The sequence below is a fragment of the Kitasatospora sp. HPM-01-4 genome (assembly GCF_051374625.1).
GTDB lineage: Bacteria > Actinomycetota > Actinomycetes > Streptomycetales > Streptomycetaceae > Kitasatospora.
Genome location: NZ_JBPQGP010000005.1, coordinates 8,159,504 through 8,184,876 on the forward strand (window position 1 = coordinate 8,159,504; position 25,373 = coordinate 8,184,876).

The 25,373-nt window shown below is 68.2% G+C and carries 24 protein-coding genes and 5 pseudogenes; 14 read left to right on the top strand and 15 right to left on the bottom strand.

Going from position 1 to position 25,373, the window contains the following annotated elements; translation table 11 throughout:
- Position 1: 1 nt before the first annotated feature.
- Positions 2-661 (bottom strand): transposase, encoded by a 660-nt coding sequence (locus ACSMTC_RS35340; protein WP_436563821.1) that lies wholly within the window; start codon positions 659-661, stop codon positions 2-4.
- A 262-nt stretch (positions 662-923) separates the two neighbouring features.
- Here ACSMTC_RS35340 and ACSMTC_RS35345 point away from each other — a divergent pair, with 262 nt between their 5' ends.
- The 8 genes and pseudogenes from ACSMTC_RS35345 to ACSMTC_RS35380 all read left to right on the top strand — a co-directional run.
- Complete coding sequence (locus tag ACSMTC_RS35345; RefSeq protein WP_436563822.1) at positions 924-1,154, top strand: hypothetical protein; 231 nt, start codon at positions 924-926, stop codon at positions 1,152-1,154.
- A gap of 132 nt (positions 1,155-1,286) precedes the next feature.
- Positions 1,287-1,628: pseudogene (locus ACSMTC_RS35350) on the top strand (transposase); the annotation flags it as partial.
- Positions 1,629-1,828: 200 nt separating this feature from the next.
- A complete protein-coding gene (locus ACSMTC_RS35355) occupies positions 1,829-2,578 on the top strand; it encodes a glycerol-3-phosphate responsive antiterminator (RefSeq protein WP_436563823.1) in 750 nt (249 codons plus the stop codon).
- 243 nt (positions 2,579-2,821) lie between these two features.
- Positions 2,822-4,117 carry an MFS transporter gene (locus ACSMTC_RS35360; protein ID WP_436563824.1) on the top strand — a complete coding sequence of 432 codons (1,296 nt, stop codon included), beginning with the start codon at positions 2,822-2,824 and terminating at the stop codon, positions 4,115-4,117.
- A 54-nt stretch (positions 4,118-4,171) separates the two neighbouring features.
- Positions 4,172-4,972 carry an SDR family oxidoreductase gene (locus tag ACSMTC_RS35365; RefSeq protein ID WP_436563825.1) on the top strand — a complete coding sequence of 267 codons (801 nt, stop codon included), beginning with the start codon at positions 4,172-4,174 and terminating at the stop codon, positions 4,970-4,972.
- A 57-nt stretch (positions 4,973-5,029) separates the two neighbouring features.
- A complete protein-coding gene (locus tag ACSMTC_RS35370) occupies positions 5,030-6,493 on the top strand; it encodes an FAD-binding oxidoreductase (RefSeq protein WP_436563826.1) in 1,464 nt (487 codons plus the stop codon).
- Positions 6,494-6,582: 89 nt separating this feature from the next.
- On the top strand, positions 6,583-8,022 hold the full coding sequence (locus ACSMTC_RS35375) for an FGGY-family carbohydrate kinase (RefSeq protein ID WP_436563827.1): 1,440 nt from the start codon (positions 6,583-6,585) through the stop codon (positions 8,020-8,022).
- 120 nt (positions 8,023-8,142) lie between these two features.
- Positions 8,143-8,334 (top strand): annotated as a pseudogene (locus ACSMTC_RS35380) (short-chain fatty acyl-CoA regulator family protein); the annotation flags it as partial.
- Between the two features lie 58 nt (positions 8,335-8,392).
- Here ACSMTC_RS35380 and ACSMTC_RS35385 read toward each other — a convergent pair.
- The 4 genes and pseudogenes from ACSMTC_RS35385 to ACSMTC_RS35400 all read right to left on the bottom strand — a co-directional run.
- A pseudogene (locus ACSMTC_RS35385) lies at positions 8,393-9,022 on the bottom strand (transposase family protein); the annotation flags it as partial.
- Between the two features lie 208 nt (positions 9,023-9,230).
- Positions 9,231-9,830: a DUF4913 domain-containing protein gene (locus tag ACSMTC_RS35390; RefSeq protein ID WP_436563828.1), complete on the bottom strand. Its 600-nt coding sequence runs from the start codon at positions 9,828-9,830 to the stop codon at positions 9,231-9,233.
- Between the two features lie 247 nt (positions 9,831-10,077).
- The gene (locus tag ACSMTC_RS35395; protein ID WP_436563829.1) at positions 10,078-11,235 is read right to left on the bottom strand and encodes a DnaB-like helicase N-terminal domain-containing protein; all 1,158 of its coding nucleotides are present in this window, start codon (positions 11,233-11,235) and stop codon (positions 10,078-10,080) included.
- A complete protein-coding gene (locus ACSMTC_RS35400; protein ID WP_436563830.1) occupies positions 11,232-11,465 on the bottom strand; it encodes a hypothetical protein in 234 nt (77 codons plus the stop codon). The genes ACSMTC_RS35395 and ACSMTC_RS35400 overlap by 4 nt, the downstream gene beginning before the upstream one ends.
- A gap of 456 nt (positions 11,466-11,921) precedes the next feature.
- Between ACSMTC_RS35400 and ACSMTC_RS35405 the strand changes: the two genes are divergently transcribed.
- The gene (locus tag ACSMTC_RS35405; protein WP_436563831.1) at positions 11,922-12,263 is read left to right on the top strand and encodes a DUF5713 family protein; all 342 of its coding nucleotides are present in this window, start codon (positions 11,922-11,924) and stop codon (positions 12,261-12,263) included.
- 212 nt (positions 12,264-12,475) lie between these two features.
- On the opposite strand, the gene ACSMTC_RS35410 is transcribed toward ACSMTC_RS35405, so the two are convergent.
- Complete coding sequence (locus ACSMTC_RS35410; protein WP_436563832.1) at positions 12,476-14,263, bottom strand: type IV secretory system conjugative DNA transfer family protein; 1,788 nt, start codon at positions 14,261-14,263, stop codon at positions 12,476-12,478.
- Between the two features lie 152 nt (positions 14,264-14,415).
- Positions 14,416-14,913, bottom strand: coding sequence for a hypothetical protein (locus tag ACSMTC_RS35415; protein WP_436563833.1), 498 nt, complete (start codon positions 14,911-14,913; stop codon positions 14,416-14,418).
- A gap of 387 nt (positions 14,914-15,300) precedes the next feature.
- Between ACSMTC_RS35415 and ACSMTC_RS35420 the strand changes: the two genes are divergently transcribed.
- Both ACSMTC_RS35420 and ACSMTC_RS35425 read left to right on the top strand, forming a co-directional pair.
- A complete protein-coding gene (locus tag ACSMTC_RS35420) occupies positions 15,301-15,657 on the top strand; it encodes a PRC-barrel domain-containing protein (protein WP_436563834.1) in 357 nt (118 codons plus the stop codon).
- 42 nt (positions 15,658-15,699) lie between these two features.
- On the top strand, positions 15,700-15,858 hold the full coding sequence (locus ACSMTC_RS35425; protein WP_436564932.1) for a hypothetical protein: 159 nt from the start codon (positions 15,700-15,702) through the stop codon (positions 15,856-15,858).
- A gap of 384 nt (positions 15,859-16,242) precedes the next feature.
- Here the strand turns inward: ACSMTC_RS35425 and ACSMTC_RS35430 are convergent, their stop codons facing one another.
- From ACSMTC_RS35430 to ACSMTC_RS35445, 4 genes and pseudogenes are all read right to left on the bottom strand, one after another.
- Positions 16,243-16,509 carry a DUF4235 domain-containing protein gene (locus ACSMTC_RS35430; RefSeq protein ID WP_436563835.1) on the bottom strand — a complete coding sequence of 89 codons (267 nt, stop codon included), beginning with the start codon at positions 16,507-16,509 and terminating at the stop codon, positions 16,243-16,245.
- A 492-nt stretch (positions 16,510-17,001) separates the two neighbouring features.
- Positions 17,002-17,388, bottom strand: a pseudogene (locus tag ACSMTC_RS35435) (SRPBCC family protein).
- Positions 17,389-17,397: 9 nt separating this feature from the next.
- The gene (gene ku, locus ACSMTC_RS35440) at positions 17,398-18,258 is read right to left on the bottom strand and encodes a non-homologous end joining protein Ku (protein WP_436563836.1); all 861 of its coding nucleotides are present in this window, start codon (positions 18,256-18,258) and stop codon (positions 17,398-17,400) included.
- A 3-nt stretch (positions 18,259-18,261) separates the two neighbouring features.
- Entirely contained in the window at positions 18,262-18,555 is a 294-nt protein-coding gene (locus ACSMTC_RS35445; protein WP_436563837.1) for a hypothetical protein, read from the bottom strand.
- Positions 18,556-19,001: 446 nt separating this feature from the next.
- Between ACSMTC_RS35445 and ACSMTC_RS35450 the strand changes: the two genes are divergently transcribed.
- Together ACSMTC_RS35450 and ACSMTC_RS35455 are read left to right on the top strand one after the other, a co-directional pair.
- Positions 19,002-19,283: a hypothetical protein gene (locus ACSMTC_RS35450; RefSeq protein WP_436563838.1), complete on the top strand. Its 282-nt coding sequence runs from the start codon at positions 19,002-19,004 to the stop codon at positions 19,281-19,283.
- Between the two features lie 112 nt (positions 19,284-19,395).
- Positions 19,396-20,517: pseudogene (locus ACSMTC_RS35455) on the top strand (aminotransferase class I/II-fold pyridoxal phosphate-dependent enzyme); the annotation flags it as partial.
- Between the two features lie 358 nt (positions 20,518-20,875).
- Here ACSMTC_RS35455 and ACSMTC_RS35460 read toward each other — a convergent pair.
- The 4 genes from ACSMTC_RS35460 to ACSMTC_RS35475 form a co-directional block, all read right to left on the bottom strand.
- Positions 20,876-21,841 carry a TIGR03557 family F420-dependent LLM class oxidoreductase gene (locus ACSMTC_RS35460; protein ID WP_436564901.1) on the bottom strand — a complete coding sequence of 322 codons (966 nt, stop codon included), beginning with the start codon at positions 21,839-21,841 and terminating at the stop codon, positions 20,876-20,878.
- 320 nt (positions 21,842-22,161) lie between these two features.
- A complete protein-coding gene (locus ACSMTC_RS35465) occupies positions 22,162-22,335 on the bottom strand; it encodes a CsbD family protein (RefSeq protein ID WP_436563839.1) in 174 nt (57 codons plus the stop codon).
- 272 nt (positions 22,336-22,607) lie between these two features.
- On the bottom strand, positions 22,608-23,630 hold the full coding sequence (locus tag ACSMTC_RS35470; RefSeq protein WP_436563840.1) for an SRPBCC family protein: 1,023 nt from the start codon (positions 23,628-23,630) through the stop codon (positions 22,608-22,610).
- A gap of 3 nt (positions 23,631-23,633) precedes the next feature.
- Complete coding sequence (locus tag ACSMTC_RS35475; protein WP_436563841.1) at positions 23,634-24,413, bottom strand: histone protein; 780 nt, start codon at positions 24,411-24,413, stop codon at positions 23,634-23,636.
- A gap of 569 nt (positions 24,414-24,982) precedes the next feature.
- Between ACSMTC_RS35475 and ACSMTC_RS35480 the strand changes: the two genes are divergently transcribed.
- Positions 24,983-25,369: a gas vesicle protein GvpO gene (locus ACSMTC_RS35480; protein WP_436563842.1), complete on the top strand. Its 387-nt coding sequence runs from the start codon at positions 24,983-24,985 to the stop codon at positions 25,367-25,369.
- Positions 25,370-25,373 lie beyond the last annotated feature (4 nt).

A 25,373-nucleotide genomic window follows, 5' to 3' on the forward strand; every position in this document is an offset into this window, starting at 1 on the left:
GCTATGAGGTTTGTGGTGCGGGTTCCCTGCGCTTGGCCGGATCGTTGATCCAGGCCGCCTGCGGTATCTCGGGCGGTCTGGGACGGCGCCCGAAGCGTTCGGGATGCCGGGCGTATGCCTCGACGAGGGTGACGGCCCGCTGCTCGCGGACCTCCTCGGCAGTGCCGAAGTGCACGCTGGCAGGCGTGTGAAGACCAATGCCAGAATGCCGGTGCTCGTGGTTGTAGTACAAGATGAAGGCGTCGAACCATTCCCGGGCATGAGACAGGGAATCGAATCGCTGCGGGAAGTCGGCCATGTACTTGGTGGTCTTGAACTGGGCCTCGTTGTACGGGTTGTCGTTGGAGACTTTGGGGCGCGAGTGGCTTTGGGTGACGCCGAGATCGATCAGCAGCTGGGAGACCTTCCTGGAGGTCATCGCGGTGCCGCGATCGGCGTGCACGGTCTCAGGCACGATGCCGTTGCGCTCGATGGTCTCGCGGATCAACTCCTCGGCTCTTGCAGCCGATTCGGCCAGTTCGACGGTGTGGCCGACGATGTAGCGGCTGAAGATATCGATGATGACGTAGGTGTGGTACCAGATGCCCTTCCTGGGGCCGGCCGCCTTGGTGATGTCCCAGGTGAACACCTGAGAGGGCGCGGTGGCGACCAGTTCGGGCACCGTTTTTGCCGGTGGGCGGCCTGGCGGCGTCGCTCACCGCACTGCCCTCGCTCGCGCAGGATCCGGTACATCGTGGAGACCGAGCAGTGGTAGCGTCCGGCGTCCAGCTCGCGGACCCAGATCTGCGCGCGGGAGGAAGCTCGGCGTACTCGGCGTTGTTCATAAACTCCAGTACCGCTTCGCGCTCTTCGGGTTTCAAGGCTGACGGCTGGAGCCGTGGCTTTCTGGGCCTGCGTGGCGCTGGCGGTTTCAGTCTGCGGTAGTGGGTGGCCCTGGAACGGCCGGTCAGCCGGCACGCGGCCGTGACGCCCAGCTCCTGCTCGACGCCGGTGAACGCCTCGTCCACGACGGGGTCGGCGACGTGCGTCAGTCCGCGCTCTCGGAGATCATTTCCAAGAGTGCCGACGCTTTTCCCAGGACCTCCAACGCGGCCTTGTTCCGGGCCAGTTCCTTCTCCAGTCGTTCCACCTGGCGGCGCAGCTTCTCGTTCTGAGGTGGGCGAGCCGCACGCTGTCGCGGTCGACAGGACACCGGTGACCGGGTGGGGCCCTCGTCCGGGTCCTATCCGGCCAGTCCCCGGAGCAGGCCTTCCAGATCGCGCTCGCCGTCGCGGGTCAACCTGCGGGGCAGGGACACCGAGCTCCTGCAAGAGCTCACCATCGCCTGCCCCGAGATGAGCGAACTCACACGCCTTGTCCGGGAGTTCGCCGGGCTCCTCACGCCCGCAACCAGCAACGACATCAAGCTCACCGAGTGGATCGCCACCGTCCGCATCTCCAGCCTTCCCCACCTGCACGCCTTCGTGAACGGCCTCGAACTCGACCGCGCCGCAGTCAACGCCGGCCTCACCCTTCCCCACCACAACGGCCGGACCGAGGGCGTCAATACGCGAACCAAGCGGATCATGAGGCAGATGCACGACCGAGCCAGGTTCCCCCTGCTCCGCCACCGCATCCTCCTCCAGTGACCGCTACACAGTGCTACCACCGAATACGGGCCAGAGCCGTTCGCTGGACAGACCCCCTACGGTGAGCGGACTGCCGAGATCGTCGGGAGGTACGGGCTGGACAGTGCCGTGGGCCCAGGTTCACCCGCCGGGCAGAGCCGTGGAGCGCGTCGAGTCCCGTCTTGCCGGGTGCCGCTGACGAGCCGCTGGAGATGTTCCCGATGTCGCTGCGCATGACGGGCGTCGGTTTCGCCGCCGCGATGAGCCGGGTGGGCGCGGGCGTCGGCACGTTCCTGCTGCCGATGGGACTCGATCACTGCGGCGCGTGCACGGAGACACGCCGTAGGCTGTGCGGAGCATGCTGTTCCGCACAGCCTTCCCGCCGTTCTCGGAGGTCAATTTTGGGCACCCCGTCCCTGCCCGCACTCCTGGAGGAGCACCCGGTCGTCGCCAGCGTCAAGGACGAGGCCGATCTGCAGGCCGTGCTGCGCGCGGACTGCCGCATCGTCTTCCTGCTGTACGGCAACCTTCTCGACCTGCCGGACATCGTGCGCCGACTCAAGGATGCCGGGCGGATTGTGCTGGTTAACGTCGACCTGCTCGAAGGGTTCGCGAGCAAGGAGATCGTGGTGCGCTACGTGAAGGAGCGCACCGACGCCGACGGCGTCCTCAGCTCCAAGGCGTTCATGGTGCGCGCCGCCCGCGAGCAGGGCCTCTTCGCCGTGCACCGGTTCTTCCTGATCGACTCGATGTCGTACCGCAATCTCGCCACGCAGGTGCGCCAGTCCAAGGCGGACTGCGTGGAGATCCTGCCCGGCTGCATGCCGCGCGTGATCTCGTGGGTGGTCGCCGACATCGACGTCCCGCTGATCGCTGGCGGCCTGGTCTGCGACCGTGAAGACGTGTTCGCCGCGCTGAAGGCGGGGGCGAGCGCGATCGCCTCGTCCAACCACGACGTATGGGGTATGTAAACCTGCTATTGACACTCTCAATCACGCCGGTTTACCTTGGTCGGGCGGTCCAAAGAGGGGCCGCGATTGATCGACAATCGCATATCGGCCTGCGGACATGAGCGTCGTGCTCGTGCGCCCAGGCAGTTACTAGAGACCAGAGAACAGTAACCTTCCGAATTTTCGCGGAAGCTTGCTGTTCTTTTTTGCATACCGATGTCCGTTTTGGGTGGACTTTCGGGAACTCCACGAAGAGGTGGCAGGGTGACCAGAATCCAGAGACAGGTCAGTTTCCTGATCCTGTCGATGACCGGCGGAATCATCTTCCAGGTCATCTACCTCCGCTTCCTCTTCCTGGAGCCGACCTACCAGGCCCTGCACCTCAGCGCGCAGCAGTACGGCAACATCATCTCGATCGTCGGCGTCGTGGCCATGGTCATGTACTTCGTCGGCGGCTGGTTCGCCGACAAGTTCGACCCCAAGAAGCTGATCGTCGTCGCGCTGGCCGGCACCGGACTCGCGGATCTCTACCTGGCCACCACGCCCGGCTACTGGGCGGTCCTCGCCGCGCACGTCGCGATGGCCGTCATGGGCATGGGCCTCTACTGGTCGGCGGTGGTCAAGTCGATCGGCATGCTCGGCGACTCCTCCCAGCAGGGCCGGCTGTTCGGCATGAACGAGGCGGTGCGCGGCATCACCTCCACCGTGCTGGGCTTCGTCGGCACCGCGCTGGTCTCGGCCGCCGTCGTCGCCTCGAACGGTGTGCTCGGACTGATCCGGGTCTACGGCGTGCTCGCCCTGGTCTTCGCGGTCCTCGTCTGGTTCTTCGTGGCGCGGGACGAGGAACGCCTTGCGCAGCAGGGCAGTTCCACGGTGACGCTAAAGCAGCTGGCGGCCGCGGCGAGGAACAAGTACACGTGGCTCATCGGCGGCACCGTGATGATGATGTACTGCTTCTACACGACGCTCGGCTACTTCTCGCCGCTCCTGGAGAACCACTACGGGGTCGCGGCGGGCACGGTCGCCGTGGTCGGCGTGATCCGCACCTACGTCTTCCAGTTCGTGGGCGCTCCCGTCGGCGGGTTCCTCGCCGACAAGGTCACCCGCTCCTCGCCGAAGCTGCTGCGCCTGCTCTTCGCCGCCTCCGCGGTGATCGCCGCCGCCTTCCTGGTGCTGCCGACCAGCTCCTCGCTGACCTGGCTCGTGCTGCTGCTGATGTTCGTGCTGACCTTCATGGTGTTCGCGGCCCGCGGCGTGTACTGGGCGACCGTCGGCGAGGTCGAGATCCCGGAGCGCGAGCGCGGCGGCGTCATCGGCCTCGCCTCCGGAGTCGCCTACCTCCCGGACGCCTTCCTGCCCGCCGTGTGCGCGTGGTGGATCGGCGATCCGGCGAACGGGGTGCCGGAGCAGGGCGGCGGATACAGCGCGATGTTCGCCTTCCTCGCCGTGATGGCCGTGATCGGCCTGGTCCTCGCCACCCTCACGATCCGCGCCTGGGAACGCGAACTGAAGTCCCGTACGCCCGCCGCCGGCGCCGCGCCCGAACCGGTCGCCGCCTGACCCCGCCGCCGTACACCGCCGTACACCGCCGTACACCGCCGTACACCGCCGTACATGCAAGGAAAGAGCCAACTCACCATGGACATCACCGAGTTCAACTGCGAGTTCTTCTCCCTCGACGGGAAGAACGCGATCGTCACCGGCGGCAACACCGGCCTCGGCCAGGCCTTCGCCCTGGCCCTCGCCAAGGCGGGCGCCAACGTCTTCGTCCCCTCGATCGCGGACGACGACGGCACGACCCGCGAGCTGATCGAGGCGGAGGGCGTGCGCTACGAGTTCCTGGAGGCCGACCTCACCGCGCCCGGTGTGCCCAAGCAGGTCATCGACACGTGCGTGGAGCGCCTCGGTTCCCTCGACATCCTCGTGAACTCGGCCGGCATGTGCATCAACCGGGAGGTGACGGAGTACGGCCGCGAGCAGTGGGACCCGATGGTGGCCCTCAATCTGACCGCCGCCTTCGAGCTGAGCAGCGAGGCGATCCGCTACCTCATCCCGCAGCGCTCCGGCAAGATCATCAACATCGCGTCGATGTTCTCCTTCCTCGGCGGCCAGTGGTCACCGGCCTACGCCGCCACCAAGCACGGCATCGCCGGGTTCACCAAGGCGTACTGCGACGAGCTAGCCCAGTACAACATCCAGGTCAACGCGATCGCGCCCGGCTACTTCGCCACGAAGATCACCGAGCAGACGCGGGCCAACCCCGAGACCAACCAGCGTGTCCTCGACCACATTCCGGCGGGCCGCTGGGGCGACGTAGCCGACCTGATGGGTACGACGGTGTTCCTCGCGTCCCGCGCATCGGATTACGTCAACGGCCATGTTCTCCCGGTCGACGGAGGCTATCTGGTCCGCTGACACCGAAGCCCGAAACGACTCCACCGCATACGCACCACCAGAGGCAGAGGTAACACCATGGCCAAGTCGCTCTCGAAGCTCAGCCGTCAGGACATCGTCGAGCAGCTGAAGGGGCTCGTCGCCGGCGAACAGATCATCACCGACGAGCAGCAGCTCAAGGAGGCGAGCGTCGACCGCTTCAAGAAGTACCAGTCGGTCCACGGCATCTTCGACGGCCCGATCCCGGCCGCGATCGTGAACGCCCGCTCCACCGTGGACGTACAGAAGGTCCTGGCCTTCGCGAACGACAACCGGATCAACGTCGTCGCCCGCACCGGCCGCACCGGCACCGAAGGCGGCCTAGAGGCCGCGGTCGAGGACACCCTCGTGCTCGACGGCTCCGGCATCGACGAAATCATCAAGATCGACACCGAGAACATGCAGGCCACCGTGGGCTGCGGCGTCCAGCTCCAAGTCCTGGAGGATGAGCTGCGCAAGCAGGGCCTGACGACCGGTCACTCCCCGCAGTCCAAGCCGCTCGCCCAGTACGGCGGCCTGGTCTCCACCCGCTCCATCGGCCAGTTCTCCACCCTCTACGGCGCCATCGAGGACATGGTCGTCGGCCTGGAGGCGGTCTTCGCCGACGGGACCGTCACCCGCATCAAGAACGTCCCGCGCCGCTCGGCTGGCCCGGACATTCGCCACATCGTGATCGGCAACGAGGGCGCCCTCTGCTACATCACCGAGGTCACCGTCAAGATCTTCAAGTACATGCCGGAGAACAACGAGTTCCACGGCTTCCTCGTCGACGACATGGCCACCGGCATCTCCGTGATCCGCGAGGTCATCACGAACGGCTTCAAGCCGTCCGTCGTCCGCGTGTACTCGCCGGAGGACGCCCGCCAGCACTTCGCCGACTTCTACGACAACAAGGTCGTCGTGGTCTTCGTCGCCGAGGGCCCCAGGGGCATCGTCGAGGCGACCAGCGAGGAGATCACCCGCGTCATCGACCAGCACCCGCACGTCAAGGTCGACCCGCAGCGCATCGAGAACTGGTTCGACAACCTCAACTGGGGCGTCGAGAAGATCGAGGCCGAGAAGCAGGTCATGCTCACCCAGGCCGAGCTCGGTTACACCACCGAGGTCTCGGTCGACTGGTCGCGCACGGTCGAGCTGTACGAGAACGTCATGGGCCGGATCCGCGGCGAGTACCCGCACGCTGCCGACCTGACGATGCTCGGCGCCCACTCCTCGCACTCGTACCAGACGGGCACGAACCTGTACTTCGTCTACGACTACAAGATCAACTGCGAGCCGAGGGAAGAGATCGGCAAGTACCACATCCCGCTCAACGCGATCATCGTCGAGGAGGCCCTGAAGGCCGGCGGCTCGATCGTCCACCACCACGGCATCGGCAAGTACCGCGCCCCGTGGGCCGCCGAGGAGCACGGCAGCGCGTACACGATCCTGACCAAGCTCAAGGAGACCTTCGACCCCAACGGGATCATGAACAAGGGCACGATCTTCCCGATCGAGGACTGAGCCCCGCCTGCACGCCCGTGCGGCCGGCCCTCCACGGCCGGCCGCACGGGCACCCCTACCTTCCTCCTCTCGCGACCCCCGGAGTGGGCATGACCAGCACCCGTCCCCGCTACTTCATCGGCATCGACAACGGCTCCCAGTCGTCGAAGGTGACCGTCTTCGACGTCCACGGCCGGGCCGTGAGCGAGGGGCGGGCCGCACTGCGCCCGTACGACACACCGCGCCCCGGCGTCGTCGAGCATCCGGACGACGACCTGTGGACGTCGATCGGCGAGGCCGGCCGCGCGGCCATGGCTGCCTTCGACGGCGACCCGGCGGACATCATCGGCGTCGGCCTGTGCACGATCCGCTTCTGCCGCGCGGTCCTCAAGGCCGACGGCACCCTCGCCCAGCCCGTCATGAGCTGGATGGACAGCCGGGTCGGCATGCCGTACGCGCCGACGAACCCCGAGGCCGCGTACGTCACGACCTCCTCCGGCTACATCAGCCACCGCATGACGGGCACCTTCCGTGACACCGCCGCCAACTACGCGGGCATGTGGCCGCTCGACCCGCACACCATGCGCTGGACGGACGACGAGGCCGCGTACGCCAAGGCGGGCATTCCGCGCTCGATGCTCTTCGACCTGGTCCAGCCCGGCGACATCCTCGGTCCGGTCACCGAAGCGGCCTCCGCGCACACTGGCATCCCCGCTGGTATCCCGGTCGTGGCTACCGCCAACGACAAGGCGGTCGAGGCCCTGGGCTGCGGACTGCGCACCCCGGACACGCTGCTCGTTTCGCTCGGCACCTACGTCGCGGGCATGGCGACCGGCCCGCGCCACATCGCCAACTCCTCCGACTTCTGGACCAATTACGCCTCCGAGCCGCACGCCTACCTGTACGAGTCGGGCGGCGTGCGGCGCGGCATGTGGACGGTCAGCTGGTATCGCGACCTGCTCGGCGAGGAGGCGTCCGCGTACGCCCGCGAGCGGGGGCTGTCCGCCGAGGACTACCTCAACGCCGAGGCCGCCGCGGTGCCGCCGGGCTCCGACGGCCTGATGACCGTTCTCGACTGGCTCGCCCCCGACGAGGCGCCGTTTCGCAAAGGCAGCCTGCTCGGCTTCGACGGCCGTCATGGACGGTTCCACATCTACCGCTCGATCCTCGAGTCGCTCGCGATGACCGTGCACCACACCGCCACGCGCATGGCCAGTGAGCTGGGCACCGAGTACCAGGAGGTCATCGTCTCCGGCGGCGGATCGCACTCGGACCTGATGATGCAGATCCACGCCGACGTGCACGGCGTCCCGGCCCGACGTGCCGAGGCCTCCAGCGCGGCCGGTCTCGGCTCGGCGATCTGCGCGGCCGTCGGCGTGGGCGCGTACGCCGGTTTCGACGAGGCGGTGGCGGCCATGGTCCGGCCGGGCGAGATCTTCCTGCCGAGCCAGGCCCACCACCACCTCTACCGGCGCCTGGAGAAGGTGCACCGCGACGTGCGCGGCCACACGGACGCCATCTACCGGCGCACCTACGACATCTTTGGCTGATCCCGCAGGAGTTCGCGCAGGCGAGCGGTGCCGATGAGGTGGGCCCGCGACGGGAACACCTTGTCGAGCAGCACGCGGTGGACTCGGGGCCGGAGTCGACGACGCCGTCCTCAGGACGTAGCTGACCGGCTCGTCTACTCCGACAGCCTGGACCTGAGTAGACGGTCCGCCGCCATCCCGGTCGGCACGGGCTGCCGCGTCTGCGAACGCCTGGACTGCCCCAACGCGCGGCGCTGGCCTTGGGGACAGCAACTGTCCGTCGACGAGAACAGCAGCACCTTCGTGCCCTGCCCCGTCGAGCAGACCAGTTGAGGTCACGGCTCGTCCGTGCACCGCGACGTGCGCGGCCACACCCGCGGCGGGGATCGAAGACGACCTCGACACCGCAGTGCTCGCGCAGCCACGTCTCCAGGGCGTCGGCGCCTCGCCCCGCAAGCACGTCGACCCGCTCGCCACTCTCGGCGTCGATCAGGACGGTCACGTACCGGTGGCGCCGCTTGAGAGCGAAGTCGTCCACGCCGAGGACCCGCGGCACCCGCCTCATGGGCAGCGGCAGACGCATCAGCACCCGCAGCGCCGTCGAGCGGGACGCCGGAACCGCCAGAGCATGCAGCAGCCGCGCGCCGGCGCGGCCCGCTAACTCCTTGACGACCGCCCCGAGCTGGGCGGCCAGCCGGGCCGTGCGACGCTGGTAGCGCTGCAGCAGGCCCGGCACCTGCTCGCGGAACGTCTGCCGTCCGCACCCCAGCACCCGACACACCATCCGCCGTGTCCGCACGGATACCAGCACCCGTCGGCCGTCCACCGGCACGTCCGCCACCGTCCGCCGATGGAAACTGTGCACCCTCTCGGTCATCGCGCCGCACGCGGGACACGGCACCGGACTGTCCCGGGTCCGCGCCAACACCCGGACAACCCCGCCCTCGTCCACCACGTCCACGACGACCAGCGCCGACAGCCCCGAAAACACCGTGCCCACAAGCTCATTGACATCGCGCACGTAACGTCAACGAAGGCCATCACTCTTGGTTACCACCGAATACGGGCCAGAGCCGTTGGCTGGACACACCCGAAATTGGCTCTGATTCGGCTGGGTGTTCGTCCTACCCGGCCAGTCATGGGCACACGCTTTTGAGCGGGCGTCGGGCGCTTGGTCTTTGGTTCCGTCGGGGCTGCGGGGTCGCGTGTGGCGGGGTCGTGGTGGGTCGTCACGTGGCGAGTTCGAACTCGGCGGACACCGGGCCGGCCAGGAGGCGATGGTTGGGCCGGGCCGGGCTGGTGGTGCAGGCGGCGAATGGTCCGTCGGCAGCGCGGAGTTCGAGCAGCGCTGGGGCGAGGTGGTCGCGGTGCCAGGTTGAGGGACCAGCGAGTCCGGCCTCAGCGTCGGTCATCTGTTGCCATGCCAGCCACAGGCCGTGCAGGCGGGCGACGGCTTCGAGGTGTTTGTCCCACTCGTGGCACCAGGGACGGGTGGTGCTGATCTCGCGGCCGTAGACGGGCAGGAGGAGGTGGTCGACCCAGATACGCAGTGCGGCGAGTTCGGCGTCGTACGCTTCACCGACCAGCGCGAGGATGAATACGGAGGCCGGCTTCTCGGCTTCGACGGCTACTTCTTCGGTAGTGGGCGAGGCTTCTTCGGCTGCTGAGGTGTCGGAGGTGGTGGCGTCCTCGGAGGTGAGGTGGTCGAGGAGGACGCCGTGCTGACGGACTTCGGCGATGGTCCGGGTGAGCGCGGAGGCGAGGTCGTGGAAGTCCTCGACGGGTATGCGGATCGGCTTCTCGGAAGGGCCCTGGATGGCTTCGGACATGAAGGTGCCTCTTTCTGGAGGAGGGCGGGGTGCGGCGGGGTCGGCTCGCAGCAAGCGCCGGCCTGGTGGGACGGCCTCTGGCGCAGGGGTGTCGGGTGTCGGGTGCAGTGGTTCTCATCGGGCAGGGAAAGATGCCTCTGTGTGTAGGGCCAGCGTGTAGGAGGACGTGGTCACGGAGGCTCCTCGGGGGTGGTGGACGAGGTAGCGGGCAACCGGTGTGGTCTGCGATTCAGTGCGGTGGTGGTGCTCACGAGCGGCTCCTTAGCGGTGGGCGGGCGGTGGGCGTCCAGGTGGAGGCGGGGAGGGCCAGGGAGAGCGGAGTTGACGGTCGGGGCTGGCTGCGGGTGAGCGCGGCGTCGGCACATTTCGTCCTGGCCGGTGGATCCGTCGGCGGGGCTTGGGGCGGTGATGCCGCGGCGCGTTGCCAGCGGGCCCGGACCTCGTCGAGCGGCCCGAGGGCGTGCAGTGCGTGGTTGATGAGGCGGCCGGGTGCCAGTGCCTTGTTGTCGGCGAGTTCACCGATCGCGCGGGCCGAGGTGGCGGCGGTGCGGACGATGGAGGAGCGCATGATCCGTTCGCCGAGGTACTCGGCGGATCCGGCGCCGGGCCCGCCGCAGATCTGCTGCACCCGCTCGACGGTCAGCGTGCCGTCCGCCAGGGTCCCTCGTCGCTGGGCTTCCCAGAGCGTGGTCAGCTGGTCGATCGGCTCACCCCGGTGGTGCAGTGCACCCAGGCAGTGGTAGAGCTGGCCGTGCCCGTGGTCGGCGAAGTCGTCAGGCCGGAGCCAGTCGACGACCTCGTCGATAGCGCCGGGTTTGTTCACCAGTACGCGTAGCAGGAACTCCTCGTCTGCTGCGTGGTCAGTGCTGATCGGTGGATGTGCGCTGGCCGGTGGTCGGGTGGTGGCGGAGGTGGTTGGCCTGGGTTCGATGCCCCAGCGGCGGGCGAGGTCGGCGAGGACTTCGGCCAGGACGTCGGCTTGGTGCAGAGTGCCGTCGACCTTGCCCTGGAGAGCGTCCGCTCGGGCGGCCTGGTGGAGGCGGATGGCGTGCTGGGTCACGGTGCGGTGGATCGCACCCTCCAGCACCATGCGCCCGTACACCGGGGCATTGCCGGGGCGGGGGCAGGCCCCGATCAGGGTGTGGGCGTAGGAGGCGGTCAGGCCCCGGACGTTGCGGCCGGCCTCGGCGACGGTGTCGGTCACCCAGGCGAGCGGCACCTCCTGCCCGTCCGCCGCGAATGCGGAGTGCTGGTCGGCGTGGAGCTTACGCATCGCGGCGAACATCGCCCGGTGGATGGGGCGGTAGAAGTCGTCCGGGGTGAGCCAGGAGAGGCGGTCGAGCTGGCCGGGATCGATCAGGACGCCACCGAGTACGGCCTGCTCGGCCTGCAGAAGCGGGCTCATCCGCGCCGCCGGTCATTGCGATCGCATCGGTCGGCACGAAGGTCTGCAACCGTCTGGTCGGCGGCGGCCATCGCTACTGCGAACCGGTCCAGTTCGCCGGTGAACGTCGGGTCGGTGGCCAGGATCGCCCCGTTGCCGGTGACCAGCCACCACTGGCCGGCGTGCCGGATGACCGGGGAACCGGCCAGAGAACCGCAGCCAGAAACAGAAGGTGGAACGGGAGAAGACACGATGAATCTCCTGAAAGAGATAAACGGGGAACGTAGTTCAGGCAGCGAGGCCGTAGTCGCCGGTGATGGGTACGCCAGATCGGCAGGATCAGGGGGAGCAACCGCTCCGCTCGCTGGTCTCCAACTCGCCATCCGCGATGGCGTCGAAGATTTCGCTCGGGTGTGAGCGGCGCAGGTATGCCGGGCCGAGCAGTGGAGCACCCTCCATATCGGCCTTCGCGCTTCCGGATCGGATCGTGGCGTTGAAGGCCACGACGTCGCGTCACTTCTCCATCAAAGCCGTCACGAAGGGCTCGCCACTGCAGTGCCGTGGGGTGGGCCCGTTATTGAGAATCGAGATACAGGCGTGGTCCCTCTGGGGGCATGGATATCGCGGTGCCCAGGTCAGCCGGTTGTCAGTGCGCGGGTGCAAGATCAGGGCGTCCGACACGACCGACGAACCGGAGCAGACACAGCATGCCGATTACCAACGATCAGGTTGCCCAACGTCGCTTCCTGCGGGCCTTGTACACGGATGAGTACTACCCCGACGCCGTCGTCGACCGCGGCCGTGACATTCTGCTGCGGCTGTGTGAGCGGATCGAGGCGGACCCGCCGTCTGACCTCGCCTCCCTCTACGCTCTCACCGCCTCCGCCACAGAGGAGTTCAATGCTCTGCAGGAGGCGTTCGAGGCCGCCGGTAGTGAGATTGAGACGGTCGCACGTGAGGAGATCGCCGAGGATTTTGCCTTCATCGCCGCCGCATACGGGTTCCAGGACGCGGATGTGGAGGAGTTGATTGCAAGGCGCGATTGGTGATGTCGCGAAGTTCGACGCCGTTGCCTTTCCGGCGTACGCTGCGCGATCACGCGCCAGCCCGCGCCGCGTAGTCTCGCCCCTGTGCTGCACGCTGTCGTTGTCGGCGGCTCCGATGGCGAGGACCTGTCCGATCGGTGGGGCGTGGTGGCAGTGCCAGGCATGAGTGAAATTGCGGGCGTTGAGGGAGCGGACTGAGTCCAGCTGCAGATTGATCACGCCGAGAGCCCGAAGTCGTTGTGGGAGGCGGACTTGGCGATGGCGCGTTCGGTGATGGCCTTTGTCGCGCGGGTGGAGGCTGCGCCGATCTCCTTGGCGGAGCGTTCCTTGTACCAGGGGCGCAGGTCGAGCATGGCTGCGCGCAGGCCGGTGGCGAACAGGAAGGCGCGGCCCTTGGGGAGGGCGCGGATGGCGTCCGGGGGCAGGATTCGTTCGGTGCGCATGCTTATGGAGGTGGATTTGCCGTTGTCGCTGGTGGAGACGGAGGTGGTCTGCACGTCGTGGTCGCCGATCATGCGGGAGAGGCGGTCGGCGAAGTCGGCGTCGTCGATGCCCGATCCGATGATTTTGGTGGTGGCGGCGGACCAGAGGGCGTCCATGCCGGCTTCGCCCCAGCAGCGTTGTCCCTGGCGGTAGCTCTGGAGGATCGTCATGGGGATGACGCCTCGGCTGCCGAGGTGGCTGTAGAGGTCGGGGAGGTCGCTGATGCGGCAGACGTTGGCGGCTTCGTCCAGGACGCACAGCGTGGGTGGGTCGAGTCGGCCGCCGGAGCGTTCGGCGACGATGACGGCCGCGCGCATGACCGCGTCGGCTGCGGCGGCGATGATGGCCGAGGCTGAGCCGCCGCCGTCCTTGCTGAGCAGGTAGAGGGTGTCGCGGGAGGTGGCGAAGTCCGTGGGCTTGAACTGCGGGATGTCGTCGGTTGGGGTGACCCAGGCGGCGATCTCGGGGTCGAGCAGGCAGCTGGCGTACTGGCGGGCGGTCTCAAAGATGCCGTCCCGGGTCTCGGTCGCACCGGAGACGGTGCCCTGGAGCTGGGCGGCGACCGCGTGGTGGCCGGCATCGGTGAGCAGGTCGACGGGGGTGCGGTCGGCCGGGGAGGAGAGCCAGGCCAGCACGTCCGTGATCGGGCGGCGTGAGCTGGCGGCGGCCAGGAACAGGGCGCCGAGCGTGTTGCTGGCCGCGGTGGACCAGAAGTCGGAGCCGTTGGACTCGTCCACGCTGGCGGCGACGAAGTGCCCGGCCAGGCGCTTGGCGCCGGCGAGAGTGTGGGCGTCGGCGAGGATGTCCCACCACATCTGGCGGGGGTGGTGGGCGATCTGCTGGGGGTCGAGCGTCCAGATCCTGCCGACGTTCGCGCGGGCGTCGACGGTTGCGGTGTAGGCGTCGTTGGCCGCCTTGTTACTGGTGAGTAGGACCGGGCCGGGGGCGGCGAGGATGGCGGGGATCGCCAGGCCGGAAGTCTTGCCGGACCTTGGGGCCATGATCGCGACGAGGACGTCCTCCCAGGAGGCTCGGACCTCGGTCTTGCCGGGGGTGAGGGTGCCGACCAGGATGCCCCGGTCGGCCGGGAGTATCTCCTTCGGTTTGAGGTCGGCCAGGCTCGGGCGCAGGCTCTTCGCCTTGGCGGTGATCTCCGGGTCCATGAGCGGGGCGAGGTCCTGCTTGCGGGCGAGCCCGGTCTTCGCGCCGCCGCGCCGCCGCAGCCAGATGGTGAGGGTGCCGGTGGTGGTGGCGAGGGTGAGCAGGCCGGGGATGATCCGTGCGCCGATGAGCACCGCGATCGGTGTCAGGTGCGGCCAGAGCACACCGGGGTGGAGGAGGGCGTCGACGGGCTTGAACGGCGCCCAAGGCCCGGAACCGATAAGGCTGTTGGTGGTGTTGCCGGTCAGCCAGGCGAAGCTGCCGAAGCCGAGCGCGGTGCCGACGGCGCTGAAGAGTAGGTGGAGAAGGCTGTCGCTCCCGGTGGTGGTCGAGGGCGCGCTGGTGCGAGGGGTGGGCATGAAAGGTCCAGGAAGAAGTGGTGGGGAGGGGTGGGGCGGGGCGCGCGGTGTTCTTCTGGAGGTCATGGCGGAGGTTCCTTCGTCGGGCGGGTTGTGCGCGGTCGGCGGGGGTGGCGGTGCCCTGGTGGCCGGGCACCGCCACCGCGGTCGGGTCAGACGAACGGGTTCTCGGTGGGCCGGTCGCGCTCGGCTGCGGCGTCCAGCAGTTCAGCGAGGTCGTCGGGATCGGAGGCACGCTGGTCGATCCACCACCCGGCCCGGGTAATCGTCCGGGCCGCGGTCTCGATCTGCTCCCACGCCGTCTCGTCCATGGCGCCTTCGAGAACGAGCGCGGTGTAGGCGGCGGCGAGGATCTGGTGGCGGCAGCGCACGCCCCAGGCAACAGCACGCTCGGTGCCCTCCAACGGCGGCATCCGGTACCGCTGCGACCAGGCATCGGACTCGGCCTGCTCCTCGGCGCGCTTGGCCGCCAGCCAGGCGGCCTTGTCCTGCGAACTACCGTCCCCGGCGGTCTTCCAGCAGTCGGTGCACTCCTGCTTGGCGAGCCACGCGGCGAAACCGGCACGGCGATCTGCCAGGCGATCGGACAGGTCACGCTCGACCTCGTGCCCGCACGAGTGGGCGATCGTCCAGAACTTCTTCACAGCCATGGGCCTTGCTCCTCAGTTGAGTTGGGTGTCAGTGGGTGCGGACTACCGCGGTGCGGGGATTGATGGGCCGGGGTATCGAGGCGCCAGGTGCCGGTGCGGCCGGCCTGCTGGGCAGGGCGGCCACGGCTGGACTGGCGGCGAGCGCTGCGCCGCTGATCGGGAACCTGCCGCTTGCCGCGTGTTGGCCCGAGCGATGCGCCGTCGACCTGGGTGGGATTATGGGCGAGGAGGCGGCTGGTGAGCTGATCGCCTTGCGACCGGAGAGTTCCGTCCTCCCCACTGCGCGGCCCGCAGCCGCGTCGATGCGCTCGGTTCGGCGCTCCGCGCGGGCGCGGCGGTGGCCCAGGTAGGAGGATAGGAGATGCCCACTGATCTCGGAGGTTGCTGGTGTTCGAAGCGGATGACATCCGGGAATGGCGCGGCCACGACGTGGTCGATGCCGAGCGTCATAGGATCGGCACGCTGGAGTCCGTCTACGTGGACACCGCGACCGACAGGCCCTTGTTCGCCACCGTCACAGTCGGGCTTCCCACGCACCGCCGTCTGGTGTTCGTCCCCCTCGCCAACGCGAGGGTCGGCCCAGGCTATCTGCGGGTCGCCCACCCCAAGAGCCAAGTCAAGAAGGCACCAGCGATTGACATCGACGGCGAGCTGCCGGCCGAGGACGAGGCGGCCGTCTTCGCCCACTACAAGCTTGACTACGTGCCGGGCGCGGGCGGGGAACGGCGCCTAGCGCGCCGATAGGACTCCGACACCCCACGAAGGGGACCGAAGAAGATGGCCTGGGTGCTTTTCTTGATCATCGTGGCGATCGTGCTCGGCATCGTCGGCGTCGTCGCCAAGGGCCTGCTCTACCTGCTGTTCATCGGGGTCGCCGTGCTGATCCTCGCACTGGCCATCTCCGCAGTCCGGTTCCGGCGCGGCGGCCGACGCCGCACCCGCTGACACATCCAACTCACCCTGCTATACGGCACGCGGCAGGTGCACCGGTGGGCCCGCAGATCAGTACTCGGAACCGCTTCGCCGGTGGTGCTCACCACCTGGAGCCGCGCAGTAGAGCCGAAGTCCTGCTCGCATCGGACCGTCTGTGTGACCGTCCCGGCCGGGTGGAACCAGATCGGGCTGCTCCCGGCCCCGGTCACCAGTGGGACATCGACACCGTCCTTCGCCACCATGGCCGACGCCGCTGGCGACCAGCTCATGGAGCAGGTACCGCTCCAACCGTCGCCCGGCTACAAACATCGTGTTCGGCCGCCCGCCCCCATCACGGGAAGGGCGTCCTGCGCCGTGTCGGCCGGCTATTCGCCGGCGTCGTCGCAGGCGCTGCCGTCATCCGGGCCAAGTCCCCGCGATGCGCCGGGTGGCTGCAGCCCCGCAGCGGTCGACTGCGGCCTTTACCGCAGCGAAGATCGCGCCCTGAAGCGCCGCCGCGACCATGATGCGGCGCAGGTCGCGGTGCTCGTCGGTGGCTTGCGGGGCGTTCTCTTCGTGGGCCACGAACTTCCATGCCAGCTTGAATGCCGCCCCGGCGATCACGCCGCTGAGGGCGCCGAGCAGCAGGCCGACCGGCTTGTAGGCGATCTTCGTGAGGTTCATCGGTTCCTCCGGCCGGGTAGTTGGGGCGTTGTACTCGAGCCGGGTGGCGAGCGGTGGGCCCGCTGGCGCTGTTCGTCGTTCCACCGGGAACAGCGCCAGGATCCCGCAATTGTCAGCGTCACGGCCCGGACGCCCAGCTGATCGGCCTTGAACCCCTTGACCGTCCGGCCCGCCGCCGCCCGCCAGGACCCGCTCGGCAACCGCGAGGGTCGGTCCGGTGCGCGGCGCGTCGACGTGCATTCCGGCCCGGCTCTCATCTCCCTGACGCGGTTCATACGCTGCGACTTTCCGCTGCCGGGGCTGGCAAACAGATCGGGCAACGGCAGCAGCGACAGCTGATCCGCCACCGGCCGATCTGCAGGCCTGACGGATCGCAGGTCAAAGCACGCGGTGCGGACCAGGTCCTGATCGGACGGCGGCCGCTGGCGTGGCCCGGAGGGTGTGCCTCGAATCCGGCAGGCGCAGAGCAGCGTAGCGGCGCGGCCGGTGCCGCTACGGCAGCCGCGCGCAGCCGACCGGGACCACAGCGAGGACGCGGGGCGAACAGCCGATATCGTGCTGGGACAACCGCCTCGCCGGCCAGTCGGTGATGCCGGGTGCCTTGGCGGTCGCAGCGACGATCTCGGCCCACCCCGCGACGGTGGAGCCCCGCTTCTCCAGACGACAGTGGCCCGTCCGGTCCCCTACGGCGGCTGCCGACGAACGACCTCCAATGGGTCGTCGAAGTGCAGGCGGCCGACTCCGGTGCGGGCCACGAATAGTGGTCACGGTGATTCCCGTGAACGGCACCCGTTGCGCATGCCGTTCCCAGTCGGTGAGCCGTCGCCGCACCTCGCCGACAGACAGCCGCGACAGGCGCTCGATCCGGACCAGGGCCACGACATCAGCCTAAGGCTTCACGGCCTTGCGGGTGCGGCCGCGCGCGGGTTTGGTTTCCTCGGCTTCCCGCCCGGCTGTGGCGTGGTCTTTGGCGGTGGCCAGGCTGCGGTTGAGGACTTCCATGAGGTCGACGACGTTGGTGGGCGTCTCCTGCGGGCCCTGGGAGACGGCGATCTCCTTGCCGGCGGCCTTGGCCTCGATGAGGTCGCGGACCTGTTCGGCGAAGGTGTCGTGGTACTCGTCCGGGTCCCAGTCGACGGCGAGCATGCCGATCAGCTGCTTGGCCGCGGCGAGTTCCTTCTCGCCGACCGCGGTGCCGGCGGCGGGCAGGTCGTCGACCTCCCGGAGAGGGTCGCGGACCTCGTCGGCGAAGTGCATGGTGTGGGAGACCAGCATCCCGTTCTCGGCCCGCACCGCCGTCAGGTACTCCTTGCCCCGCATCGAGAACAGGGAGATCCCGGCCTTGTTCGACTGCTCCAGGGCCCTGACCAGCAGGGCGTAGACCTTCGTGTACTCCTTGCCCTTGGGGCCGAGGTAGTAGGTGGTGCCGAAGAAGATCGGATCGACCTGGTCGAGATCGACGAACCCGCGGATGTCGATCGTCTTCGACCGGCCGGGAGAGATCTGCTCCAGCTCCTCGGGCTCCACGATCACGTACTCGCCCTCGGCCAGCTCATAGCCCTTCACGATCTCGCCGTAGGGCACCTCCTCGCCGGTGCGTTCATTGACCCGCTTGTTGCGCACCCGGTCGGCCGTCCCGCGCTGAATCTGATGAAAACTCACCGTGTGGGACTCGGTCGCCGAATACAACGCCACCGGCACCGTCACCAACCCGAAGGACAGCACCCCGGTCCAAATCGGCCTCGCCATCGCTCACCGGCCTCCTCTTCTGCTCCGGGCGGCCTCAACCGCCAACTCCTCCACCTGCCGCCGCGCCGCCTCAGCAGCCCACTCGGCCTTCTTCACCACCCGCCGGGCGTCTTCCCACTCGGCCTGCTTCCTCACATACGCCCGCTCCGCTTCATCCCGCTTCTGCGCCGCCTGTTCGGCCTCGGCCCGGGCCTGCCGCAACACGCCGGTAGCGCGTTCAACCCGCTGAACGGCCCTCTCACGAGCAGCGGCCAAACGCTCCAGCTCACGGCCGATACGGCCCACCGCCTGCCGCACGAGATCGCCATCGCGCTGCGCCCGGGTGAGGGCCTCGCTGGCCTGGTCAAGGCGCTCGGCCCACTCCTGCTGGGTGCGGTCCGGCTGATCGGCGGTCGCCGCTGTGCCGGGCCTGGTCGGCGGCGGCGTTGCGGGCCGCAGTGAACCGGCCCGGCGCGAGAGCGTAGAGCCGGTCCGCCACCGTGTCGAAGTCCTCCACTCGGTACTCCCGAACTGGCCGCCTGCGGAGATGATCTGGGGGTCGGCGGCGGGTCCACGGATCAGGGCCCGAACGGTGTCCCCGCCGCCGTCGCGGCATCCGGCCGCCCTTCCACGGTGCCGGATGTCCCCGGCACACGCCGTGTCAGAGGGCCGATCGGACCTTCGCCCGGGAACGCACGCCCCATAGTCTGGCGCTGGTCCGAAACCTTCACCGGCGGCCAGCCGATTCGTCCGCGCCGTGGGCGGTGGCCATCGTCGCCGAGGCGGTCCCCCTCGACGGGGCTGGAGAACGTGGCCTGGTGATCCGCAGGACCGTCGCGCTGACGACGCCGTCGTTCAGGCGAAACCCGGGTGGACGTGAGCCTGCCTCCGACCGGGCACCGCTCATCGATCCCGGCAACATCTCGCAAGGCCGCGGCGACCATCCCTTGATCCCGCCCGTAGGCGACGCACAACCCTCACGCCCCGGCAAGGACATCGCGCTGCCGCTGTGCCAGGACGCTTTCCGCACTGCGGGCGGGGGCTGAACATGCGCTCGCACGTGACGGCGCACTTCCAGCCAGCCTCTGCGCTCCTCGCCGGTGCGCCAATCGCCTGGCGGTGCGGTTTCCGTCCGTCGAACCCGGGAAGCCGCCGGACATGGACCATGACCGAGCACTGGTATTGGAAGCCCTGGCCGCCTATCACCGCTTGTCGTTCACGCCGCCGGGCCACAAACAGGGCCGTGGCGCCGACACGAGAGTTCTCACGGCGCTGGGAGACGCGGTGTTCATCTCGGACATCCTTGCCACCGCCGGACTGGATGACCGCACTGCTTCCCACCACGTGCTGGAGGAGGCCCAGGCGCTGATGGCGGACGCTGTCGGGGCACACCTTCTTCTCCACCTGCGGAAGCTCGCTGTCGGTGAAGTCGGCGATGCTGGCAGTCGCCTGCCCGCATGAGGAGTTGGTCGTGGGCCGGGACGCCCACAAGGCGGTCGTCTCCGGCCTGGAACAGAGTTCGGTCTTCCACCTACAGGGCGACCTTATCGACCCGCGGCTCCTCAAGCAGCGCGAGGACCTGCTCGGCACGACCAGCCCGTCCGTGCTGATCTACGCCGCCCTGGACGGCTGGCGTCGGCAGCTGGTCCAGTACGGCCAACAGCTCTACGACCACGCCCTGGAGCTCGCCCATCGCACCAGGCAGTCGATCGAGCGGATCGAGGGCATGCACGTGCACGGCCGCGACGACTTCTGCGGCCCAGGCCGCGCCGCCGACCTGGATCCGCTGCAGGTCTCATCGACATCTCGGCTCTGGGCGTGAGCGGCTACGACGGCGGCGACTGGCTGCGGGCCGAGCACCGCATCAACCTGCACATCTGCGACCACCGCCGTATCAGCGCCCAGCTCACCCACGCCGATGACGAGCACACCACCGGCAGGCTCCTTCACGCCCTGACCGACCTCGCCCGGCACGCGTCCGACCTGCCACCCGCCCGACCGGTCCCCATTCCGGACCCCGCCCACCTGCGCCTGGAGCAGGTGATGCTCCCTCGAGACGCCTTCTTCGGCCCGACCGAGCAGGTGCTCTGGCGCGAGGCCGCCGGCCGGATCACCGCCGAGATGCTCACCCCCTACCCGCCGGGAATCCCCGTCGCCGTGCCGGGCGAGCGCCTGACCGCGGACGTGCTGGACTACCTGCACACCGGTATCGACACCGGGATGGTGATGCCGGACGCCGCCGACCCGCGCCTCGACAGTGTCCGGGTCGCCACCGATCCGCCGTGCTCGGGCACCGGTGCCCGTCCACCGCGAGCGCCATCGAGTCTCAGTCGGCTGGCCGCCGTCCCCAGACGATGCGCTGAACGGCGGAAGCCGCGATCCAGGTCTCGTCACCCCCTCCCGGTGGCCGGAGGCGCACCCAGCGCCCGCTCACCCGTACCAGTCCGGTGATCTGGGCGGCTCCCGTGTCCGCCGCCGTCAGCTCGCCCTTGCGGCAGTGCACCGTGGCCGGTGCCCACTCATTCTTGGCCATGACGTCAATGTGCACCGGCGGAGCCGTACCCAGCACCTCGGAAGGCCTGCCGAGTGGTCGACGTACGGTGCCCCGGGGTTTCGTGTTACTGCGCGAATCAGTCGGTCACAGTTCGCGCAACGCGGGCAGCAGGCGGTCGCGCGCCCAGTCGATGAAGGCCGACTGGCTGTCACCGCCCACCTGGACGAGGGCGACCTCGGTGAACCCCGCCGCGATGAACTTCCCGACGCCCTCGGCGACCTCCGAGACGCGATCGCCGCACGGGATCGCCTTCGCCACGTCCTCGGGGCGGACGAAGGCGCTTGCGGCGGCGAAGGCGTCCGGACTGGGCAGGTCGGCATTGACCTTCCAGCCGCCGGCGAACCAGCGGAACTGCTCGTGCGCGCGGGCGAGGGCCGCGTCCCGGTCGTGGTCGAAGCAGAGTGGCAGCTGGCCCACCGCCGACCGGCCGTCACCGCCGTTCCGAGTGAAGCCTTCGACCAGCGACTGCTTCGGCTCGACGGCGATCACGTAGTCCGCCAGCCGCCCGGCCAGAGCACAGGAGCGGGGGCCTGAGACCGCGATGCCGATCGGCGGCGGAGGGTCGGGCAGGTCCCACAGTCGGGCTGACTCGACCTGGAAGTGCTTGCCGCGACGGCTGATCACCCCACCGCCGAACAGTTCCCGGATGATTCCCGCAGCCTCGGCCAGCATCTCCTGCCGGACTGCGGCCACGGGCCATCCGCAGCCGATCACGTGCTCGTTGAGGTTCTCCCCGCTACCCAAGCCGAGCCGGAACCGGCCCTCTGACAGCAGCTGCACGGTCGCCGCCTGCTGGGCCACCACCGCCGGGTGGTATCGCATGGTGGGACAGGTCACGTACGTCATCAGCGGGATCCGCCTGGTCGCTTGGGCCGCCGCACCCAGCACTGCCCAGGCGTTGGGTGAGTGGCCCTGGGAAGCCAGCCATGGAAAGTAGTGATCGGAGATCACTGAGAAGTCGAAACCAGCGCGTTCAGCGAGCACCAAGTCGTCCACCAGGCCGCACGGGTCGCGCTGTTCGGTCATCATCGTGTAGCCGATTCGCACCATGTGGTGCGGCTGCCCGGAAGCCATCCGCGAAAACGCCTGCCGGAGGGGCGGCCGCCAGGCCAGTCCGGTTGGAGGGTCCCGCCGGTCAAGTGCGGAATGCGCGGGGCCGGCCGTCGGCGAGGAACGCTGCTGCCATGCGCCCCTGCGTGTCGTCTGTGAGCGGGCCCTGGCCAGATCTGCCAGCCGAATGTCGACGTGAGCAATGCCCGATCGGCCGCCACGAGTACCAGGCACTCCAACGGCGATGGCGGCCCGCGTATCGTCGGGCCGCCATCAGTCCGGTTGTGAGTCCGCCGGAGCCGAGGGCTGAATGATGTCGGCTAGTGCTTCAGGGCGTCCTTGATCTTCTGGCCGGCCTGCTCCGCATCGCCCTTGACCTGCTTGCCCTTGCCCTTGGCGACGAGACTCTCGTTGCCTACCACCTTGCCGGTAGCTTCCTTGACTTTGCCCGTGGCAGTTTCGGCGGCATGCTTGATCTTCTTCGTCGTGCTCATAGCTCCTCCTTCGCGGAACTAGCATCTCGTCTGCCCGTTTTCTATGTAACTAACCTGCTCGCGGAAAAAACTTTCTGAAAAGCGGAAATGGCCTCTGTCCTGAGGTCGACTGGAAGGCACCTCGTCCGCCAGACGGACTCTGGTGTCGATGAGGATTGGTTCGTCCTTCCGAAAGTGGCACGGCGATCGGCTCCGCCATCACCAAGCGGAGCCGATCCGCCCTCGATCGACGTCGGGATCGGGTGGGGAACCACTGGCAGCGGTAGGGGAACTCAGGCCTCGCGGTTCTCCGCGTCCTCGTCGCCCTCCTCGTCCTCGCCCTCCTCGTCCTCGTCGCTCTCCTCGTCCTCGCCGTACTCGTCTTCGGGTTCCTCGTCGTACTGATCCTCTTCCTCTTCGTCGGCGTACTCGTCTTCGTCGGCGTACTCGTCCTCGGGTTCTTCCTCGTCGTACTCGCCCGTTGGCTGCTTGTCCTGGGCTTCCTCCTCCTCCATGGCTTCCTCGTGGGTGCGGACGACCTCGCCGTCGCTGATCTCACCGCGCCAGCCCTCAGGTTCCTCGGTGGTGAAGGAGACGTGCCGTTGGAAGTTCTTGAAGTCAAGGCGCAGTCGGCGGCCCTGGGCCCGCCAGATGTTGCCGGTCTTCTCGAAGAACCCCGAGGGGTAGTACTCCACCACGAGGATGACGCGGGTGAGGGTCGGCGTCAGTTCGTGGAAGCTCACGGATCCCCGAGTGGTGCCTTTGGCACCTTCAGAGGTCCAGACGATGCGTTCGTCCGGGACCTGTTCCTGGACGGTCGCTTTCCAGCCACGGGTCGAGGGCCCGACTTTCACCTTCCAGTTGGTGGACACCTCGTCTACCTGGGAGACGCTGCGCACGCCTTTGGTGAAGCCGCTGAAGTCCTGGTACTGGGTCCAGTGGTTGTACACGGTCCGCACAGGCAGACCGATGTCGAGAGCCTCCACGATGTTCATGACCTTCTTGCCGGCCTTACGGCCGGCCTTGCCGCCGCCGAATTTCTGCTTGACCTTGTCAACGACGCTGTCCTTGATGCTCTTCGCCTTTTCACCGAGGAAGGCCTTGACCGGTGAGTCACCCTGCAGGACGCGGACACCCACCTTGGGCAGTATGCCTCCGTTCGCCGCGATATTCGTGAGCTGATCGGTAACGTTGGTGATCTTGTCTCCCGCCTTCTCGGCCAGGTGCTCCAGCTGGGCACCGAGGTAGTTGACGACTTCGTCGCCAAGCCGGTCGAGGTTTGAGAGCGCGGAGGGCTCCTGTTGGGTCCTGGGCATGATCTACCTCCGCCGGGTGGACTGCTTGGATGCCTTGGCGGCGGCATCCCTGCCTGCGGCGGTCTTGGCCGGGGCCTTCGTCGTCGACGCGGTTGTCTGCTTGCCTGTGGCCTTGGGAGCGGTGGTCCTGGACGGCGTGGAGCGGGTCGGGGCCCTCTTGGCGGATGCCGTCGTCTTCGCTGCCGGAGTGGTCTTCTCCGAAGCGGCGGCCTTCTTGGCGGGCTTTCGCCCGGTGGGGGCCGCGGACGTATCCCTGGCAGCTGCCCGCGAGGCGCGCGGACGCTCGCGCTCCTCGGCCGCAGGGGCAGTGCGACGGCGGCGCGGGGGGCGCTCCCGGCGCGCTTCTTCGGGCTCTTCCTCTTCTTCCTCTTCTTCCTCTTCTTCGGGCTCCTCCTCTTCCGGCTCCTCGGCTTGGAGCTCATCCTCTTCCTCGTACGCCTCTTCCTCTTCCGGCTCCTCCTGGGACTTCGGCTTTCCCACGGCGAGGGTGCGTTCCCGCAGGGAGTCCGCGAACTCCCCGATGCGGCGGTTAGCCGCGGCGGCCACCGCATGCTTGCCGGCTTCCAGAAGTTCTCCCCTGACCTGTTCGTTCAGCTCCGCCACCTGCGGTACTTCGCCAAGCCGTCGCAGTCCCTCAGTGGCGAGCTGCCGCGGATCGAGTCCGACCTTTCGGCCTGCAAAGTAGGTCGCGACGGCGAGTGCGAGACGCCCCTTCTTGGCCCGGCCCAGCACGTACCCGCCGGCGACCGCAGCCGCGAGAGCGACTTTGGTGGTGTTGTTCATGGGGGTCATTCCTTTCCGGCATTCGCCCCTCCAGTGACGCCGCAGGCCTGCTCAGGGTGCCGAGCCTGGAGGCTCAGCAGCAGTCCTGCAACCAACGGAAGGCGCCGACCTCGTTGCACAACTGTTCACGAATCACGTTGCGGTAGTCCGCAGCTCCATGAGGCCAAAGCGGGGCTGCCGGTGATTCAGGGACGCCCACTTTCGGCCCGGCGCTTGATGCCATCGCCTCGTCCGGCGTCCTCGAACCCGATGTCCGCACCGGTGCGCTTCGGTACTTTCAGTCTGGCCAGCCAACCCGGCGTGCGCACGCGGGGCGCCAGGCCCGGAACCGGCCGTTACACGAGCCGGGCGTCTCACGGCAGGCCGTACTTCAAGACGCATAGGTCTATGGCGAGTTGAATCCGCGAAGACGGGTACACGGGGGAGCGAGACGGCTGGCATTCCACACGCGGGGCGCGCCCGCGCCGTAGCCCCAGCCGGGATGGTGGCCCCCATACGATGAAGAGGGTTGCCCGCAAGTGCAAGTCAGCACGGCGCAGGACGTCGTCTCCAGTTTCCGGAGAAGGAAAATGGTCCCAGACAAGGAGGATGGCGCCAGACCACGGAGGCCTGCCCACACAGACCCGCCCACTGGTCGCGCCGGTCCCGGCCGGACCCGCCGCGAGGTGGGGGAGACGAGACGACCTCCTCAGCGCCGGGTTTCAGCGCCGCAAGCGATGCGCTACGCCGCGCAGCAGCTCACGGAACTGCTTGGGCGCACCCCGGAATCCGTCTCGGCGCTCAAACCCATCGAGGACGGCTGGCAGGCCGATGTGGAGGTGGTGGAACTGGAACGCGTCCCTGAGACGACCAGCGTGATCGCCAGCTACCGGGTGACGCTAGACAAGGAAGGCGAACTCATGGCGTACGAGCGGATCCGCCGCTACACCCGAGGACAGATCGACCGGTCCACCTGAGATT